This window comes from Bradyrhizobium sp. in8p8, from assembly GCF_000426845.1.
Taxonomy (GTDB): Bacteria; Pseudomonadota; Alphaproteobacteria; order Rhizobiales; family Xanthobacteraceae; genus Bradyrhizobium; species Bradyrhizobium japonicum_C.
The window spans coordinates 1-15072 of the sequence record NZ_AUGD01000017.1 but is presented as its reverse complement, the minus strand read 5'-3'; the positions used below and the strand labels follow the sequence as shown (position 1 = coordinate 15072).

The 15072-nt window shown below is 61.3% G+C and carries 16 protein-coding genes; 1 reads left to right on the top strand and 15 read right to left on the bottom strand.

Features of this window, described 5'->3' with window-relative positions:
• Positions 1 to 368: 368 nt before the first annotated feature.
• The 14 genes from K408_RS0130115 to K408_RS0130050 form a co-directional block, all read right to left on the bottom strand.
• Positions 369 to 1532: an LPD7 domain-containing protein gene (locus tag K408_RS0130115; RefSeq protein WP_024343409.1), complete on the bottom strand. Its 1164-nt coding sequence runs from the start codon at positions 1530 to 1532 to the stop codon at positions 369 to 371.
• Positions 1516 to 3462 carry a type IV secretory system conjugative DNA transfer family protein gene (locus K408_RS0130110; protein ID WP_024343410.1) on the bottom strand — a complete coding sequence of 649 codons (1947 nt, stop codon included), beginning with the start codon at positions 3460 to 3462 and terminating at the stop codon, positions 1516 to 1518. The genes K408_RS0130115 and K408_RS0130110 overlap by 17 nt, the downstream gene beginning before the upstream one ends.
• Positions 3428 to 4459 carry a P-type DNA transfer ATPase VirB11 gene (gene virB11, locus K408_RS0130105; protein WP_024343411.1) on the bottom strand — a complete coding sequence of 344 codons (1032 nt, stop codon included), beginning with the start codon at positions 4457 to 4459 and terminating at the stop codon, positions 3428 to 3430. Before virB11 ends, K408_RS0130110 begins: the two co-directional genes overlap by 35 nt.
• On the bottom strand, positions 4456 to 5601 hold the full coding sequence (virB10, locus tag K408_RS0130100; protein WP_024343412.1) for a type IV secretion system protein VirB10: 1146 nt from the start codon (positions 5599 to 5601) through the stop codon (positions 4456 to 4458). The genes virB11 and virB10 overlap by 4 nt, the downstream gene beginning before the upstream one ends.
• 11 nt (positions 5602 to 5612) lie before the next feature.
• Entirely contained in the window at positions 5613 to 6464 is an 852-nt protein-coding gene (gene virB9 / locus K408_RS0130095; protein WP_024343413.1) for a P-type conjugative transfer protein VirB9, read from the bottom strand.
• A complete protein-coding gene (locus K408_RS0130090) occupies positions 6461 to 7132 on the bottom strand; it encodes a VirB8 family type IV secretion system protein (RefSeq protein WP_024343414.1) in 672 nt (223 codons plus the stop codon). The genes virB9 and K408_RS0130090 overlap by 4 nt, the downstream gene beginning before the upstream one ends.
• Before the next feature lie 351 nt (positions 7133 to 7483).
• Entirely contained in the window at positions 7484 to 8470 is a 987-nt protein-coding gene (locus tag K408_RS0130085; protein WP_024343415.1) for a TrbL/VirB6 family protein, read from the bottom strand.
• Between the two features lie 11 nt (positions 8471 to 8481).
• Positions 8482 to 8727 carry an EexN family lipoprotein gene (locus tag K408_RS0130080; protein ID WP_024343416.1) on the bottom strand — a complete coding sequence of 82 codons (246 nt, stop codon included), beginning with the start codon at positions 8725 to 8727 and terminating at the stop codon, positions 8482 to 8484.
• Complete coding sequence (virB5, locus tag K408_RS0130075; RefSeq protein WP_024343417.1) at positions 8724 to 9446, bottom strand: P-type DNA transfer protein VirB5; 723 nt, start codon at positions 9444 to 9446, stop codon at positions 8724 to 8726. The genes K408_RS0130080 and virB5 overlap by 4 nt, the downstream gene beginning before the upstream one ends.
• Complete coding sequence (locus K408_RS0130070) at positions 9443 to 11809, bottom strand: VirB4 family type IV secretion/conjugal transfer ATPase (RefSeq protein WP_024343418.1); 2367 nt, start codon at positions 11807 to 11809, stop codon at positions 9443 to 9445. The genes virB5 and K408_RS0130070 overlap by 4 nt, the downstream gene beginning before the upstream one ends.
• Positions 11802 to 12140 carry a VirB3 family type IV secretion system protein gene (locus K408_RS0130065; RefSeq protein ID WP_024343419.1) on the bottom strand — a complete coding sequence of 113 codons (339 nt, stop codon included), beginning with the start codon at positions 12138 to 12140 and terminating at the stop codon, positions 11802 to 11804. The genes K408_RS0130070 and K408_RS0130065 overlap by 8 nt, the downstream gene beginning before the upstream one ends.
• Entirely contained in the window at positions 12140 to 12436 is a 297-nt protein-coding gene (locus tag K408_RS0130060) for a TrbC/VirB2 family protein (protein WP_024343420.1), read from the bottom strand. Before K408_RS0130060 ends, K408_RS0130065 begins: the two co-directional genes overlap by 1 nt.
• A gap of 75 nt (positions 12437 to 12511) precedes the next feature.
• Complete coding sequence (locus K408_RS0130055) at positions 12512 to 13081, bottom strand: lysozyme family protein (protein WP_024343421.1); 570 nt, start codon at positions 13079 to 13081, stop codon at positions 12512 to 12514.
• Positions 13082 to 13126: 45 nt separating this feature from the next.
• Positions 13127 to 13762, bottom strand: a complete 636-nt coding sequence (locus K408_RS0130050; RefSeq protein ID WP_024343422.1) for an acyl-homoserine-lactone synthase — start codon at positions 13760 to 13762, stop codon at positions 13127 to 13129.
• 205 nt (positions 13763 to 13967) lie between these two features.
• Between K408_RS0130050 and K408_RS0130045 the strand changes: the two genes are divergently transcribed.
• Complete coding sequence (locus K408_RS0130045; protein ID WP_024343423.1) at positions 13968 to 14708, top strand: helix-turn-helix transcriptional regulator; 741 nt, start codon at positions 13968 to 13970, stop codon at positions 14706 to 14708.
• Positions 14709 to 14749: 41 nt separating this feature from the next.
• Here K408_RS0130045 and K408_RS0130040 read toward each other — a convergent pair.
• Positions 14750 to 15072 (bottom strand): integrase core domain-containing protein (locus K408_RS0130040; RefSeq protein WP_155251395.1); only part of this gene is annotated, 323 nt, incomplete at its 5' end.

Below are 15072 nucleotides of genomic sequence, written 5' to 3'. Positions count from 1 at the left end.
ACGCCAAGCGGCTCGTCAAGGGGAATGGAACGCGCTGGGACTGGGTGGGGCGCTCCAGGGCAATTCAAGCGTAAACTCAGCAAAGCCTCAGACGGCCAGGGCCCTCGGGTCTGGTGAACGGGTGACTGATCGGGTTTGGACTTGGTTGGCAGTGCCATCGTAAGTCACAGCCATCCGACTCCCGAGCAAGAACAACCGTGGGAGTCCCCCCTTTGTTCGAACCATCACCTGGATCGCCGGCATCCGCACTCGTCCGCTGGGGTGACGATTCTGCTTCTCTTGTTCTGCATTGTCGCGACGGTTGGGTTGGCTCGAGCGGAGGTACTTTCCCAAAAGCCCAGTTCGGCTCATTGATTGACCTCGTGAATTCAGCGCTCACGCTCACGCATTCTCGCGCTTTGACCAGTCTGAGCTCGGATCTCCTTATCTCCTTGCGACGGATAACGATCTCGAACCGGTTCCATGACTGTTGCCCGCGCAAACGAATGTCCGTTCTCCAGATGCTGGGCAATGCGCTCCTTGGCGAAAGCCATAATGTTGTGACGAGCATTCTCATCGTTCGGCAGAGCGCGTTCGACAAGCTTGTTGATGACGGCCATCTGGGATTGGGCCGCGAGCAGGTCGGAATCATACGCGGCCGCCGGTCGGTCTGCACGGCGTTCCTCTACCGTCACACTCCACATGTTGCGCCACATCTGGCGCTGTTCAATACGAGCGAGTCCAGTGGCGTCGTCTACTGACTTGATCGCCCTGATGACGGGTACGACGTTATCTCTTCGCAGAGAGATACGGTCGCCAGGCTTGGCGCCACTATCTGCGACGTCTGCTACAATGCCGACGCCCCACACCTGATGTCGCCGGCCATTGTCCAGTTCGATGGCTACATAGGTTGATGGCTCCGCGTCGGCGCGGTTGCGGTAGGGGCCATAACCGACCTCCAGCAGACGTCCGGAAACGCCCTTGTCGTAATCGAGCCTATCCGCCTGTAGTGACCTGTCGGAAGGCGTGCTGGCTCCGACTTCGTTGTTGTGGGCCTGGGCTCGATCCCATCGGATTCGTCGGTCAGCGAGCGCCTGGCGATCGAGCTCGCTTGGTTGATAGCCCTTCACATCCATCCCGCGCGCGCTAGCCTCGAACCAGGCCTCGCGTCGGAACTCGACAGAACCACGGACCTGAAGTGCCTCCCACTGGCGATGTTGTGCCACGCTGACCATGTCCCGGATCACTTCTGCGGCAGCTATGCGGGTGACCAGGCGATCGTCAGTGGTCTTGAACGCGAGGTACTCTTTCCGCTCGTCGGCATAGAGCCGCGCTTCGCGGTCGGATCCATCCTTGTGGAATTCACTGGCCACCACGTAATATTTCCGACGGATGCGGTCCGGAAACGCACTATCTGTGACCTCCGCGGAAGAAGGCTTGTTGGGGGCTGTAGTTGCGGCCTCGTCTTCCCCCTTTTCTCGGGCGGAAGCGTGCCCCGCGCGACGCTGCCGCTGCAGGCTGAATTCCTCGCTCGCGTCATGCCCGCCGTTCATGCTGCTCGCCCTTTTGCTTGCGGCCCGTCCGCCGCGTCGGCGGAATGACCTGAGCGTCGATGTAGTTCAGGGTCCAGGCTTTCAGGTCGTCCTCAGAGAGGCCTTCGAGATCGACATCCACGTCCCCAAAATCGAAGGAGGCGTCGGCGGGAATTGTGGAGGGATCGGCGACCTCCTCGTCGGTCATCGGCCGCGACCGCAATACCGCCTGGAGCTCCGCAACCTCGGAGCGAAGCTCGTTGATCTCGGCGTGAAGCAGTGCTGTCGAGCGACCTTTCGGCAGATTCTGGACAGGCGCGGGTAGCAGGCGTGTGAGGAACGCCTTGTCTTCGTAATAGACGATCTTGTCGGCGACGATCGGCGGAAGGCCGGTGCCCAGGATGAAGGCCTTGGACCTTGGAAGAAGCTTCAGCTCCTGGGGCAGCATCAGGGCGCGCCGATGCTCGGAGACGGTCTCGCTGGTCGACCGCGTTGCCAGCCCTTTCGGTCCGCTGCGGCTGCGCGCTTTGACCGTGTCATAGCCGATGCGCTCCGAGAGTTCATTTGCGACATCCTGTTCTTTCGGCGCGAATACCACTTCGACGGCATGGTTGGTCATGAAGTTGCGGGCCGCATCGATCCCGTAGATCGCCCGCAGCTGGGCCGGACTCTGGACCACGGTCAGCAGACGGATGCCGTAACCGGCGATGAACGCCACCGATTTCGCGAGCACGTTGACATTGCCCAGCGCCGGAAATTCATCGAGCAACAGCAGCACCTTGCGATTGAGTTTGAGATTTTGTTCCGGCAGCTCGCGGGTATTGAGATCGACCACCTGCTGAAAGAACAAGTTCAGAAGCGGCGCCATGCGGTCGAGATTGTCAGGGGTCACGCCGAGATAGATCGACATGAGCCGTTGCCGCAGCTCTCGCAGATCGAAATCATTGGCCGAGGTTGCGGCATCGATGCGGGGATTGAGCCAGAGACCGAGCCGTGCCGTCACGGTTTTGCGCACCGAGTTCATGGTGTTTTCGGACGCAGCGAGAAAATCGTTCAAGGCCGTGACGCAATGCCGCGACAGTGGCGAAGGGCCGGACTTGCGAGTGGCGATGAGTTTCTCAAAATGTGCCTTGAGGTCACTGGCCACGGAGAGCTGGTGCAGGATTTCGCCGATCGTCAATGGAAGACCCGGCGTCTCCGCGACATAACCGCCGATTGCTACGAACGCAGACCGCGCGGCCTCGAACCAGAAGGGATCACCGCGGCTTTCGGCCGGAAACAGCATGACGGAGATGCGTTGCAGATCGTCATAGAGGTCGGCAGGATCCCTGCGCACGTAGCCAAGAGGATTGTAACGCGCGGTGCGACCGTTCTCCTCGAGCGGGTCGAACAGATAGACCTCCTGCCCGTGGGCTGCGCGAAATCCGGCCGAGCGGTCCCAGTTCTCCTTCTTCACATCCAGAACGACGACTGAATCTGGCCAATTGAGCAGGTTCGGAATGACGTAGCCGACACCCTTCCCGGCCCGGGTCGGAGCGTAGACCAGGACGTGTTCCGACCCGCCGAAGCAGAGCAGCGCGCCGTCCTTGCGGCCGAGAAGCACGCCATCTTTGGATCGCAGGCCAGCGGCCTTGATTTCGCGTTCAGACGCGAAGCGCGCGCTGCCGTGCAGCGGGAGAGGACGGTGCCGGAAGATCGCACCGAGCAGCCCAAAGACGACGACCGCGCCGGCAAGGCTCGACAGGGTCAGCCAGCGGTCGAAACGAGGGTCGGCACCGTAGCGGGGCCAGCCGGTGGCGATCTCCGACCAGTGCAGGCCGCCATCGTGAAGCCTGAGCCCCAGCAGCAAAACGTTGGAGGCGACCAGCAGGAACAGTGCGCTGGCCGCGAGCGCGACCGCGAGGCCCTGCGCCGCCTTAACGGAGGTGGTCGCGCTTGCGAACGGGGTCATAGTAGATCTCCGAAATGCGATAGCGACCGTCCCGCTTCCGCATCTGGATGACGACGTCGACGAGAAGCAGCAGCAGCGAGCGGATGTCGTCGCGATGCAGGTCGCGGCCTTCCGCACTTTCCTTGACCAACAAGGTCAGCTGCTCGAAGGCGAGCCGGGCGCTGTCGGCATGAACCGTTGTAATCGATCCTGGATGGCCGGAGTTCACGTTCCGCAGATAAAAGAACGCCGTACCATCGCGCAGCTCCTGCAGCAGAATGCGATCCGGCCGCATCCGCAGGCAGGATTCGAGCAGTTCGCGCGGTCCTATTTTGGCAACGCCCTGCCCGTCCTTGGCGTAAAGCAGCCGCACGCAATTCTGATGAGGGATGACTAGCTCAGCGGTGTCTTCAATGGTGATGAGCCGCTCTTGTGCCGGGATCGCCGCGATCAACGCCTTGGATAGCGTCGTCTTTCCCGAACCAGTCGCCCCGGAAATGATGATGTTGCGGCGAGTTTCGACGGCAAGCTGGAGGAACTCGCGCCAGGCGCCGGCGTCTTTCAGCGCCATGAGCCGATTCTCGTCGGTTGTGAGTTCGTCATCGGCGACACGGACCTCATCGAACAGTTTTGCCTGCTCAAAGGTCTCCAATGTCATCGTCAAACCTGACGGCTTGCGGATGGTAAGACTGACGGTGCCTTCTGGCACCGCCGGCGGGACCACGATCTGGCAGCGCTCCTCGCCGATCAGGGTGGTCGACACCACGGGGTGCTCCGGACCTATGTCTTGACGGGTGTGGCCAGCGGCCGCGGTCGCCAGGTGTGAGAGATAGGCATGCGTCAAAGCTGGCGCTTCGTGCCGGGTCCAGCCGTCAGGTCCTTCCACGAAAACCTCGCCGGGACGGTTGACGATGATTTCGGTCAAGGATTTGTCCGCCAGAAATGGCGCCAACGGCTCGAGATAGCGCGTCAGCACGAGGCGGCTGCCATCGCGCTCGATGGAATGTACGGCGCTCACTTAGTCACCACGGCCGGGGCCGCGAGGCCTCCGGGAACAGTGCGGTCCAAAATCTGCGTGCGGGTCTCGACCCGCCGCAATTGATAGACCGAGGAGAAATCAACATCGCGAGCGACAAAGATGTTGACCAGTTCGCCCTGGTTCTTGTTCAGCGTCGGCGGAATGTTGATCGACTGCTCAACGGCGATTGCCGCGGCGGTATTGGTGGCGCCGGTGGTGTTGTTGATCTGGATGGAGCTGTCCTGCAGCTGCTGGCGCCCGATCGAGGAGGCATCATTGACGACCGACAGCAGCAGTGCTGAGCCAAACCGCTCAAAGAAATGGGTGTCAATGTCGCCGTCGAAGCCGGCGCGCCCCAGCGCATCGGTCGCCGGCGAGGCCAGCGCTGCAATGACGCCGGTCGGCGTTTTGGCGCGAGTCCACAGTACGAACAGGCGTTTTGATCCGCGCCGCACATTGCCGCGATATTCGCCGACCACTTGTGTGCCCTTTTCCATCAGCACCACGTTGCCGGAATCCGACATCACGTCCCGCACGACGACGCAGGAAACGAAACCGGCCACGTCCGAGGACATCGCGGTTTCCAGCACGCACGGGATCGAGGTGCCTTGTGTGACCAGCAGATTGCGGTTGGGGAGCCGCGCCGCGCGCACGCCCTCGATCGGCGTGGGCTTCAGCTTGTCGGCGAGGTCATTGCGCGGCTCGCCCCGGCCAAACCCGTAAGAGTCGGTGACGACACCTCCTGTCACGCTGTCGTGGGCCGCCCGCCCAGCAGAACTTGGCCGGTTATAGGCCAGCACGGGCGCGCGCCGGGCGCTCTCCAGAAGCTGGTCGGAGGCGGGTGCCGGAGCCGCTGGCGTGGCTGGGACCGGAGCGCCTCCAATTGAGGCCGTGGTAACAGGCACGGCCGGCGCTTCCGGGAGGGGCTCGAAGGCCGCCGCCTGGCGGATCACCAGCTTCCGGGCGGAATCGCTGACCGGCTTATCGCCTTTCCAGGTCCCCCAGATGATCAGAGCGGCAAAGGCGGTGAGCGCCAGCGCACCGAAGCCGCGTTTGAGCATTGCCGTTCGGCCATTGTCCCCTCCGCCCACTGGCGTAATGCCGCGGTCGCCGGCGATCGTCTCATCTTGATGTTCGGTCATATCGCCCTCGCCTATCGCGGCCTTGGGGTTAGTGGTGATTTCTTCGCCCGCCGCTCGATCGATGGGCTGGTGGTATTGGTGCCCGGGTTAATCCCCACCGCGTCGAATGCTTCGTTGAAAATGCAGAGAACGTTGTCGCCTTTGCGCAGCCTGAACTCCCGCGCCGTGGCATGAACCACCACGAGCTCCCCGCGGACGTCTTTTGGCACGAGGCTTTCCGAGCCGTCGGAGTTGATCAGATAGATCGCGGGGACTTCGCGGTTGCCTGCGAAGCGGAACGTGGTCTCCTTGCCGTCGTCGAAAACAGCTTCGGGCTCGAGGTCGATCGATCCCTGCGCCGAAAAACGCCAATTGCGCGCGCCATAGGCATGATGCAAGTCGAAGGTCTGGTCGATCAGCGCGCCTTCCCGCTCGGCGCCGCGCGCGGCCGCCTCAGTGCGCCGGCGCTCTATCTCGTCGCCGGGATAGGCGAAGCGGACGACGAAGTAACTCTCCGCGAGCGTCGTCTCGGCAATTGACAACTCGAATTGATACGAGCGCTTGCGTCCGTCAGGGCGCGTGGTGACGACCTGCAAATTGGTTGGTGGATGTTTCTCGCGGGGTTTAAGGAACAGGATTGAGCCCGCCGGTGCGACCTCCCATGCAATCGCGTCACCAATCGCGACATGCGCAACCTCCTCATCGTCGGCAAACAACACCTGTGTTGATGCCCGAATCACGCCGTTGACCTTGACGACGTTGGCCGGATCGTAGGTCACGGTTCTCACGCGGGCATCATGTTGACCTGGTGACGGCTGTTGCAAGGCCATTGCCGGCCCCGCGAATCCGAGGGCGAAAATCATCAAGAGAGCGAAGGATTTCATGGCACGACCTCCGGATCGGCGCGATATTCCGAGACCAGAAAGCCGAGAGGATTAATGAGACGGTCGGCGGAGGACATTGGCGCGTTGGCATAGGTGAACGTCAGGGTCGAGACCCAATGGGTGATGCGGGTTTCCTCGCCTTTGCGGCTCTCTCTCATAAAGCGCACCGAGGCGACATTGTCGGCCAGGAGCGAGATCGCCTTGATCCGCACGGTCGCAACGCCGAAACGGCCCTGAACGACTTGCGGGCTTTCGGGATTGGAGCCCCGGTACCAGACCGCGAACCGTGCCTGTTCGCCCTGCCCCGAGAGTAGCGAAATGGTGCGAAAATTGGTTTCGGCCTCCGGATAACTGTAACCTTCGCGCGCGCGGACGTAGCGACCAAGAAAATACTTGGTAACGGCTTCATCGTAACGCGCCGGCGTTGAATTGAGGGCGGAGACGGTGTCCACAATGCCGGTGGCATTATCGACCCGGATCACGAACGGCTCGACCGTCTTCAGCGGCGCAAGTGCTGCGACTGCGCCAACCGAGGCGACCGCCAACGCGCAGGCAACCGCGGCAATCACCCATGCTGTTCGACGCGAGCGATGGGCCGATAGCAGGAGATCCTGTTCCCATCGCCGCGCATTGTCGAAATAAGCTTTCAGCTCATCGTGGCCGACCATCTTAGGCCTCCTTGCCGCAGGAACGGTAAGAGGCTGCAACGTCGACTTGGTGGCCTGATGCACCCAGTTGCGAGGAGAGTGCCGCCGGGTTGGTCTCACCTTTGCGGATGACTGGTGCTGGCGCGGATGGCGCAGGTGGCGGCTCGGGTGCCGCCAACGGCGTGTTGGTCTCCCAATCCCACAGCGAACGATTGAGCGGCCGCCGAGCTTGGCCATCACATGACGGTGGTCCCTTTGACCAGATCGCGCATCCGCCAAGCTGAAACGCGATCACGCAGATGATAAATAGTCGACGCCACATCGTTCTGATGCCCCTGTTTGTCTTTGTCGTCTGATACCGACGATGATTGCCTACGCCGCCGTGGACCCCTGCGATCGCGTGCGCCGCATACTGCCGCCTTGCCGGCTCGCTCGGAGTGCGTCGAGACCGCGGCTGGCCGACCAGCGGGCACCGGCATAAGCGCCGCCGGCTGCGGTCGTGGCGTTGGCGATCATGGGGCTCGTGACGAGCCGGCTTGCCAGCGACGCACCACCTCCGGCGAGGCCGCCTGCGATGACCGGCAGTTGAAGCGAGATGTAACCGGACAGGCCGAGCACCGCGCTGATGGCGACAGCGGCCACCACCATCTCCCCAGCCGTGCCGGCGTTTGCCGCAAACCTGTCGATGAAGCCGGTAACAGTCGTTAGCATCAGTCCGACCAGAGCGACCACGAGGACCAGGAGGATCACGAAGTTCGCGACTTGCCGAAGCCAGGCTTCCGTAAACGGCCGCGTGGCCTCAAAGAGTCCAAGCGCAATGAAGATCGGGCCGAGCGCGATCACAACGCCCAAACCAACCTTGGCATAGAGCAGGATGGCAAACTGCAAGAAGGAGCCCACCGCCACAAAGACTAGGAGAATGGCGGCGACCAGCGCTGGTGCGATGTTGGTCAGTCCGGCCTGTTTGTAGATCTTATTAGCGACATCAATGCCTTTGGTCAGAAGCTGATCGAACGGAACTCCGGAATTGGTATTCAGCCCGGCACCCGCCAAGGCATTGCCAATCTCCTTCGGCAAGGAATCGAAAAACAGCCCCGTGACGTATTGCTGGAACGCGCTCGAGTTGGTCGCTAGCAGAACCACAACCACGATCCGCATCGCCCGCCAGGCAAATTCCATGATTGGTTCGGAGATTGCGCCGCGCATCACCGCAAAACCGTAGAAGATGACATAGAGCATCACGGCCGTGCGGAGGGGACCATCAATGTAGGAGGCAAGATTCGATACCGAGGTCGACACGAATGCCGTGATCGGCTGCTCGAACTCCTTCAGAAAGCTATCAAAGACGTTTATGGCCATCGCGGCGATCCTTACTTCAGGGCGTCTTCCATCTCTTGGACGGTAATCTTGTTGCGAGCCTCGTTCGCGTTGATGCAGTTCGGCGTCTTCGCGAACTCTCCGGGATTGTCGCCGCACGTAGTGAGAACCGCCGCAAGCTCGTCCCGATGGTCGAGGTACCAGCCGACCGTGTTTGTGCGCTCGCTCTTGTTGTCCTCGTTACAGCCTGCAAGAACAGCGACGAGAGTGAGTACCAAAATGGAGGTGTTCAATTTCATTGCAGCGCCGCGCTCATTTCATCGATCAGTTGCTGTTGTTTCTCGCGCTCCCGCTGGCCATCCATGTCGGTGCGGGCCTGCTGTATCATTGCAAGACCCTGCATCCGCAGCACGTCGTTCTGCAGCAACGCCTGTTCGGCTTGCAGCCGCGCGGACAGATCGAGCGTCTCCTTGACGTCGGTGGCCGAGCTGATGCGCGTTCTCAAGTCTTCGAGTGCTTCGATACGCTGCGATGCTGTGTCATAGACAGCCTGGCCCATGGAGTGCTTGGCGCCAGTCTGCCGTGCGATCCGGTCGAGCTCGCTCTGATAATACGAATTGCCGCTGTTGCCGGCATAGGCGCGGTTCTGCGAAAGATAATGGTTCATCGCGTCGGCGAAGTTGCCGCCACCCTGCCCCGCGACAAGGCGTTCGATATCGGAGAACTGTTGGGGCAGAACTTTCCGGAACTGCGGCGTGTTCAAGAGCGCGCCAATGTCGTTCGCGTTGGTCCGCTTGTTGAAACTGTCATAGAGCTGCTTGGCCTGGTTCAATTGGTCCTGCGCCACCTTGAGCTGGGACGTCAGGGTATCGACCTGCTTCTTCAGTTCCGTCAGCTGCTCGAATTGCCGCGCATAGACGCTAGGATCGAACACAATCTCGGCTCCCGCAGGTGATGTCATCACGAGGGTCAGGACTGAGACGGATGTGAGAACCATCGGGATACGCAGAGCCGTCATCGGACTGTCCTCCGTTCGGCGTGAAAGACCGGCAGCCAGCGGACCGGATCGTCGCCGACCTCCGCCCGAATGCGGTCCAGCAGTTCGACCGTCTCCGTGCGTCCGGACAGCACAGCGAGCGCATCGTCGAAACCGCTGAGATCAAGTTCCGCCACCACCGAGTTGTGGCCCTGCTTGACGAGAAACCGTCGGCTTTCGGGCGCGAGCTCCTCCTTGATCAGGCGGAATTCCGTGTCGGTCAGATGGAATCCATCGACATAGTCCGAGCGTGTTCCCCGCGCGTTTGGCAGGAAGATTTGCGTGGGACACTGTTCGACAATGGTGTGTGCGATCGGGGAAGCCAGCGCATCGCGTGGTGACTGCGTGCCGAACACCATGACGCCGTTCTGCTTGCGGATGGTTTTCAGCTTGTTGTTGGCGAGATCCCGAAACGCCTCGTCGCCAAGCGCCTTCCAGAACTCGTCGATGTCGATGATCAGGCGCCGTCCGTCGATCAGGCGCTCAACGCGATGGAACAGGTACATCATGAGCGGTGTGCGAACGGTGGGATGATCCAAGAGATCGGTCATGTCGAAGCCGATGAACCGGGCCTCTAGCCCGATCGCATCCTGCTCGCCATCCAGCACCCAGCCGAAAGGTGCGCCCCGGCACCATCGCTCCAACCGGGCGCCGATCCCTTCGCGATCCTGTTGGCCGAGAAAAGCCCGCAGCGCCCCGAACGAGCGTTCCGCCTGCCGCAGCTGCCCAAGCGCTCGCAAGCCGGAGTCGATCCGCTCCTCCTCGGTGACGGTCAGCGGACGGGTTTCCGGTGTGACAAGCTTTCGGACGAGTGCGCCCAGGAAGGAAAGATTGGCTGGCGTCAGCTCCAGCGCCTTGAGCGGCGCACAGCCGGTCCCAACGCCGTTGTGGAGCGTCAGATAGGTCCCGCCGGCGGCGCGGACGAAGATCTCGGCCCCGCGGTCCTTGTCGAAGAAGACGTAAGTCGCGCCGAGCCGCTCGGCCTGCGACAGCAGGAAGTTCTGCACGACGGTCTTGCCAGACCCGGAGGGGCCGCAGATGAAGGTATTGCCAAGATCGCCGTGATGGAACGAGAAGTAGAACGGCGAGCCGGACGCGGTCTTGAGCATCGCAACCGCCGGTCCCCAAAGGTTGCCGGCAGGCTTTCCGGTCGGATAGGTGTGGAACGGAGAGAATGCCGCGAAATTGCGCGAGCTGATCGCGCCGGTTCGCGCCCGATACTTGAACAGCCCCGGGAGCTGCGCCCAATAGGCCGCCTCAAGGCCGAGATCTTCGCGGGCCACCACGGCGCCCGCGTCGGCCAAAGCGCGCCGGGCCACGCTCATGTGATCCTGGAGCTGCGAAGGCGTCTCGGCATAGATCAGCAGCGAGAGATGATGATCTCCAAGCACGAACCTGTTGGATTCGAGATCGTCGAGCGCGTCAGAGAGCTCATCGACCTGCGAGGCCGCCGGATCCTGGGCTGAGACCAGCTGGTTCTGTTTGCGCGTCAGGACAGTCTTGGCGTCTGCTTTCGACAAAAACGCCAAGGATTGGGTGAGGATAACCTCGAAAGGCGCGGAAAGCAGCGCGTTCAACAGGCCAGGCCTTGTCGACGCCGGATATTCCTTAAGCCCAAACATGCCGCCGAAGCGCGATCCGCCCGCGCTGCGGATTTCGATGGCCTCACGGCCGAAGATGACGCGGTTTGAGTAAAGTGCCGGGCCAATCGGTCCTTGTGGCAATGGCATCGGCATCCACTCGCCGGAGACGACGGTATGGAGCAGTTCCATTGGCTCTGAGAATACGATGCCGTCGCGCTCAATCAGTCCGAGGGCACGGGCGCCGTAGCGCTCCAATGCCGCGACCATATCGCGCGTGGCATCGTTGAGCCGCTTGATGCCGGCGCTGTCGACTTCGAGGGAAGCCGCAGCGCTCCAGCCAAGCCGTTTGAAGAACGCAGCCGCGGCGTCGGTGGGGGCGCGCCCGGGATGCCACACCAGCGTCAGATAGAGATCGTTGCGAAATAGCGCCGCCTTGCGGAGCTGGTCGCGATATTGCGCGTCTAGCGAAGCTGAAAATGGCGATCGGAATGCACCGTCCGGATAGTCCGACGTCCGGCGTCGGGCCAGATGGGTCCAGAGCGCCAGCCGCGGATCTGCAACATTGCGCATGGTGAGATTGAGCTTGGCATGCAGGTCGTTCAGATCCGCCGTCTCAGCGGTCTCAAACGAGGCGCCGTCGAGCCGGATCACCGTCAGCAGAGCGCGCGTTGTAAGACTGATGACCGTATCGGTGACGTGTCGGCCGAACGGCAGGTAGACATCGGGCCCGATCTCCCGGGTTTTGAGCGCTGCGTTACGCATAGCCAAGGTCTCGTGCTCGATATCGCCGAACGAGCTTGAGCGGCGTGCAGGACGATCCGCCCCAGAATGATCCATTGCGCGTGCGTCCGCGGGTTTCGATCCAGGCGAGCAGAATCCGGAACATGTTGGGGTCATACCGACAGATGACGCGGCAAAGACCATGGATCGGGATCGCAACCAGGCCGTAGATGATGCTTCCGGCCTCCAGGAACAGGATGCAGGAAAACATCACGTTAAGCGCCATGGCTTCCATGGTGACTCCGGCAATCATGGCCGGCCGCGTGCAGGCGAGGAATAAGGTATCCTCCGTGAGACGCGTGGCCTCAATCATCAACGACCCCCGGTCAGGGTCGAGACCACTTCGGAGGCGCCGAACGTAATGGCGACGCCGAGTACGACATAGGCGGCCTTGCGCAGATCGAGATAGCCGAACATCCAGGCGATGCCGACGATGATGACCGCCAGCGTCGCCAGCAGGCGCGCGACGTTGCCGGTGAGCATGTTGACGATGTTCTGCAGCACACCCTCGATGTTCGCGGTCTGCGCGAGCGCAGGCTCGACCAAGGCGATGCTGAGAACGGCCCCCATGCACACGAGTGTAGCGGCTTGTTTAACACGAGAAGTCATGACGACTGAGCTCCGATTGCAGTGCAGCCGGACCAGCCCGGACCGCGGTTTTGAATTGAGGCAAAACAAAAGAGTTCATAATCGCCCATAGACGAAGGCTGACGTGCCAAGGCCCGAGCGATAGACGTCCCAGTTCGGACGCTCCCTGATGGCGGGAGCTGGCGCGTTGAGATTCGGGGTCTCGCCGGTGGAAATGTCGGCATCGCCGGGCGGGGTTCGGGGCTCGGGCGTTGTTCGGGAAGTGTTAGTCGCGAAGCTCGCGACGACCCTGGCAATGGCCTGATCATGGCCGGAGGCGTTCACGTTCGCTGCTTGCAATCGGGCCTGGAATAATCTGCCGAGCCCCGCGATGTGCTTGCAGGCGTCGAAGGTCGTGGTAGCTGTCAGTCCGGCCTCTTTCATGTCCGCGGCATCAAGCTGAGCGAGACCGGTCCGGACCGGCTGGCCGGTGGCGATGGCTTCGGTCGCGAATTGGATCGCTTCGTCACGGTCACTTGCCTGAATCGGAACCGGTTTGCGCGCCTGAACTGTGATCAGCAGCGGCTCGAACGAGCTCGCCTTCCGCACAATGGCCGTAAGCGGCCGAACCAGTTCTGGCGTCGGGGCGCACCGTTCGGCTAGAGCCGCGAATGCAGCTGGATCCATTTTGATAGCCTCTTGTTATTGCCAGGAGCTGCAGAGCGCTCGACGCTATGCCGCGAGCGCCGTGCTCGACGGAGCCTCAATCGCCGGCTTCGAAATCTTGCCGGCTGCCCGGATCGCCCGGAGGGCGTCATCGGTGACTGGCAACAGTCCTGCGACGGCCGTGGTGGTTCCGATTTGACGCGGCGTGCCGAGGCGATCGAGATGCCATCCCGCTCGGCGCAGGATGCGCTCCAGGCGCAGATCAGTAACCGTTGCGATGGCTTGCAGGCCGCACTGCTGGCCCCATTCAATCATTGCCGCAAAGAGCAGGAACGTCGCTTCCCGCAAGCCGTTGGCGGCTGTAGCCGCGACGTTTTTGGTATCCACGCAAAAACGCGAACTCTCCCAGATACTGGCTGCTCTGGGCGCCGCGTGGCCATCCAGCAACACTGGGAACGTGTCGGCAAGCATGTTGCGCCCGGTGGTGGGCAGCAAGCGAACACAACCGACAACCTCGCGCCGTTCGACCACCAATAGATAAGTCGGCCTGAAGGCGTCGTACTGATCAATCTCCATGCCACCTGTGACAGAGACGTCCCAGTCGAGCCGCTCCTTGAACACGCGCGCCCGCAGACGGTGCATTCCCATTGTTAGTTCAGAGTCGTGCAGGAGCGCCATACGCGTGCGCGCAATGACCTTCATTCTTAACCTCTCGCTTACGAATCACAGCTTCGAGATCAAGAGAGCAGGCGCGGTCACGGCGTTGCGCTGTCAGTTCTGACAGGGCTGTTTGGAATCGTTCTTGCCGCAAAGCTGCCGCAAGGCCGCAATACACACCCACACGCAGCGCGCGAATGTTGCGCGGCTGTCGCGTTTGGGAACCAGAGAAAGTTCTAAAAGGGGTGCAATGAAGAATGTCAAAAGAGCATGCGATGAGTTTGTCGATTGCCTTCACTCTGCCCATACGGAAGATGATTTTAGACGCGTCGCGGAGCGAACCGCGCATGCATTGGGCTTTCGCTGGTTCGCCTATTTTGGCCACCGCGCGAATGGCCCCAAGCTGATCTCTTCCTATCCGAAGAGTTGGACCAACCACTATTTTCGGGAAAGATATCACAACATCGATCCCGTTCTTCAGGATCCGCGAAACACAAGCCGGATGTTTCTGTGGGATGGACGTGAAGCGCGAAGCGCAAAGTCGGCGAAAGAACGCCGTCTGTTTGACGATGCGCTCAGCTTCAAGATCAGGACCGGTCTTACGATTCGCGTTCCGGCAAGACAGAATCAGTTCGCAGCGTTCACGTTAGCGGTAGACGACCGCAGCATTGGACTCGATCGTTTTATCGAGACCTCGCAAGATATGCTTGAAAGGATGGGTCTCACCTTTCATGCGCATGTTAACGCCGCCCGAATCGGACGCGCGCCCCCGGACTCTAAGCAGGAAAGTCCCCTCACTCAGCGCGAGCGGCAGTGTCTCGAGTGGATTTCTGATGGCAAGACGATGCAGGACATCGCGGAGCTTCTCGGAGTTTCTCCTCGTGGGGTGAAGTATCATCTTGATAATGCCAGGCGAAATCTTGCTGCACTGACCCTTCCCCACGCCGTGGCCCTCGCCTTTCGGCAGGGATTGCTGCCAATGTGCGTATAATAGCCGTCCGGGTCGGCAACCGTTGACCTGCCCCTGAGTTTTCATCCAGAGGCAATTAGAGTCTCGGGGGTTTGTACGCCGATTGGCGCAGGTGGAGCAACGGGCGATCGGCGGAGCTGGTCGGGGTTGCGCAGCCGATCGCCCGTTGCGGTGAATGTGGCAGCATAGGCCGCCGGGGTGAGGTATTTCAGCGATGAGTGCGGGCGGTCGCCGTTGTAGTCGGCAACCCACGCCGCGATCTTTGCCCTGGCGTCGTCGAGGTCGAAGAACAGGGTCTCGTTGAGTAGTTCATCACGCATACGCCCGTTGAAGCTCTCGACGAAGGCATTCTGGATCGGCTTGCCCGGCGCGATGAAGTGCCAGT

Bases quoted from the DNA above. Each gene is read 5' to 3' on its own strand.
- K408_RS0130080 (WP_024343416.1), bottom strand. From the start codon at position 8,727: ATGAAATTGAACACCTCCATTTTGGTACTCACTCTCGTCGCTGTTCTT.
- K408_RS0130055 (WP_024343421.1), bottom strand. From the start codon at position 13,081: ATGGATCCAGCTGCATTCGCGGCTCTAGCCGAACGGTGCGCCCCGACG.
- K408_RS0130090 (WP_024343414.1), bottom strand. From the start codon at position 7,132: ATGGTCGGCCACGATGAGCTGAAAGCTTATTTCGACAATGCGCGGCGA.
- virB5 (WP_024343417.1), bottom strand. From the start codon at position 9,446: ATGACGGCTCTGCGTATCCCGATGGTTCTCACATCCGTCTCAGTCCTG.
- K408_RS0130085 (WP_024343415.1), bottom strand. From the start codon at position 8,470: ATGGCCATAAACGTCTTTGATAGCTTTCTGAAGGAGTTCGAGCAGCCG.
- K408_RS0130050 (WP_024343422.1), bottom strand. From the start codon at position 13,762: ATGAAGGTCATTGCGCGCACGCGTATGGCGCTCCTGCACGACTCTGAA.
- K408_RS0130110 (WP_024343410.1), bottom strand. From the start codon at position 3,462: ATGACCCCGTTCGCAAGCGCGACCACCTCCGTTAAGGCGGCGCAGGGC.
- virB10 (WP_024343412.1), bottom strand. From the start codon at position 5,601: ATGACCGAACATCAAGATGAGACGATCGCCGGCGACCGCGGCATTACG.
- K408_RS0130115 (WP_024343409.1), bottom strand. From the start codon at position 1,532: ATGAACGGCGGGCATGACGCGAGCGAGGAATTCAGCCTGCAGCGGCAG.
- K408_RS0130070 (WP_024343418.1), bottom strand. From the start codon at position 11,809: ATGCGTAACGCAGCGCTCAAAACCCGGGAGATCGGGCCCGATGTCTAC.
- K408_RS0130065 (WP_024343419.1), bottom strand. From the start codon at position 12,140: ATGATTGAGGCCACGCGTCTCACGGAGGATACCTTATTCCTCGCCTGC.
- K408_RS0130060 (WP_024343420.1), bottom strand. From the start codon at position 12,436: ATGACTTCTCGTGTTAAACAAGCCGCTACACTCGTGTGCATGGGGGCC.
- K408_RS0130045 (WP_024343423.1), top strand. From the start codon at position 13,968: ATGAAGAATGTCAAAAGAGCATGCGATGAGTTTGTCGATTGCCTTCAC.
- virB9 (WP_024343413.1), bottom strand. From the start codon at position 6,464: ATGAAATCCTTCGCTCTCTTGATGATTTTCGCCCTCGGATTCGCGGGG.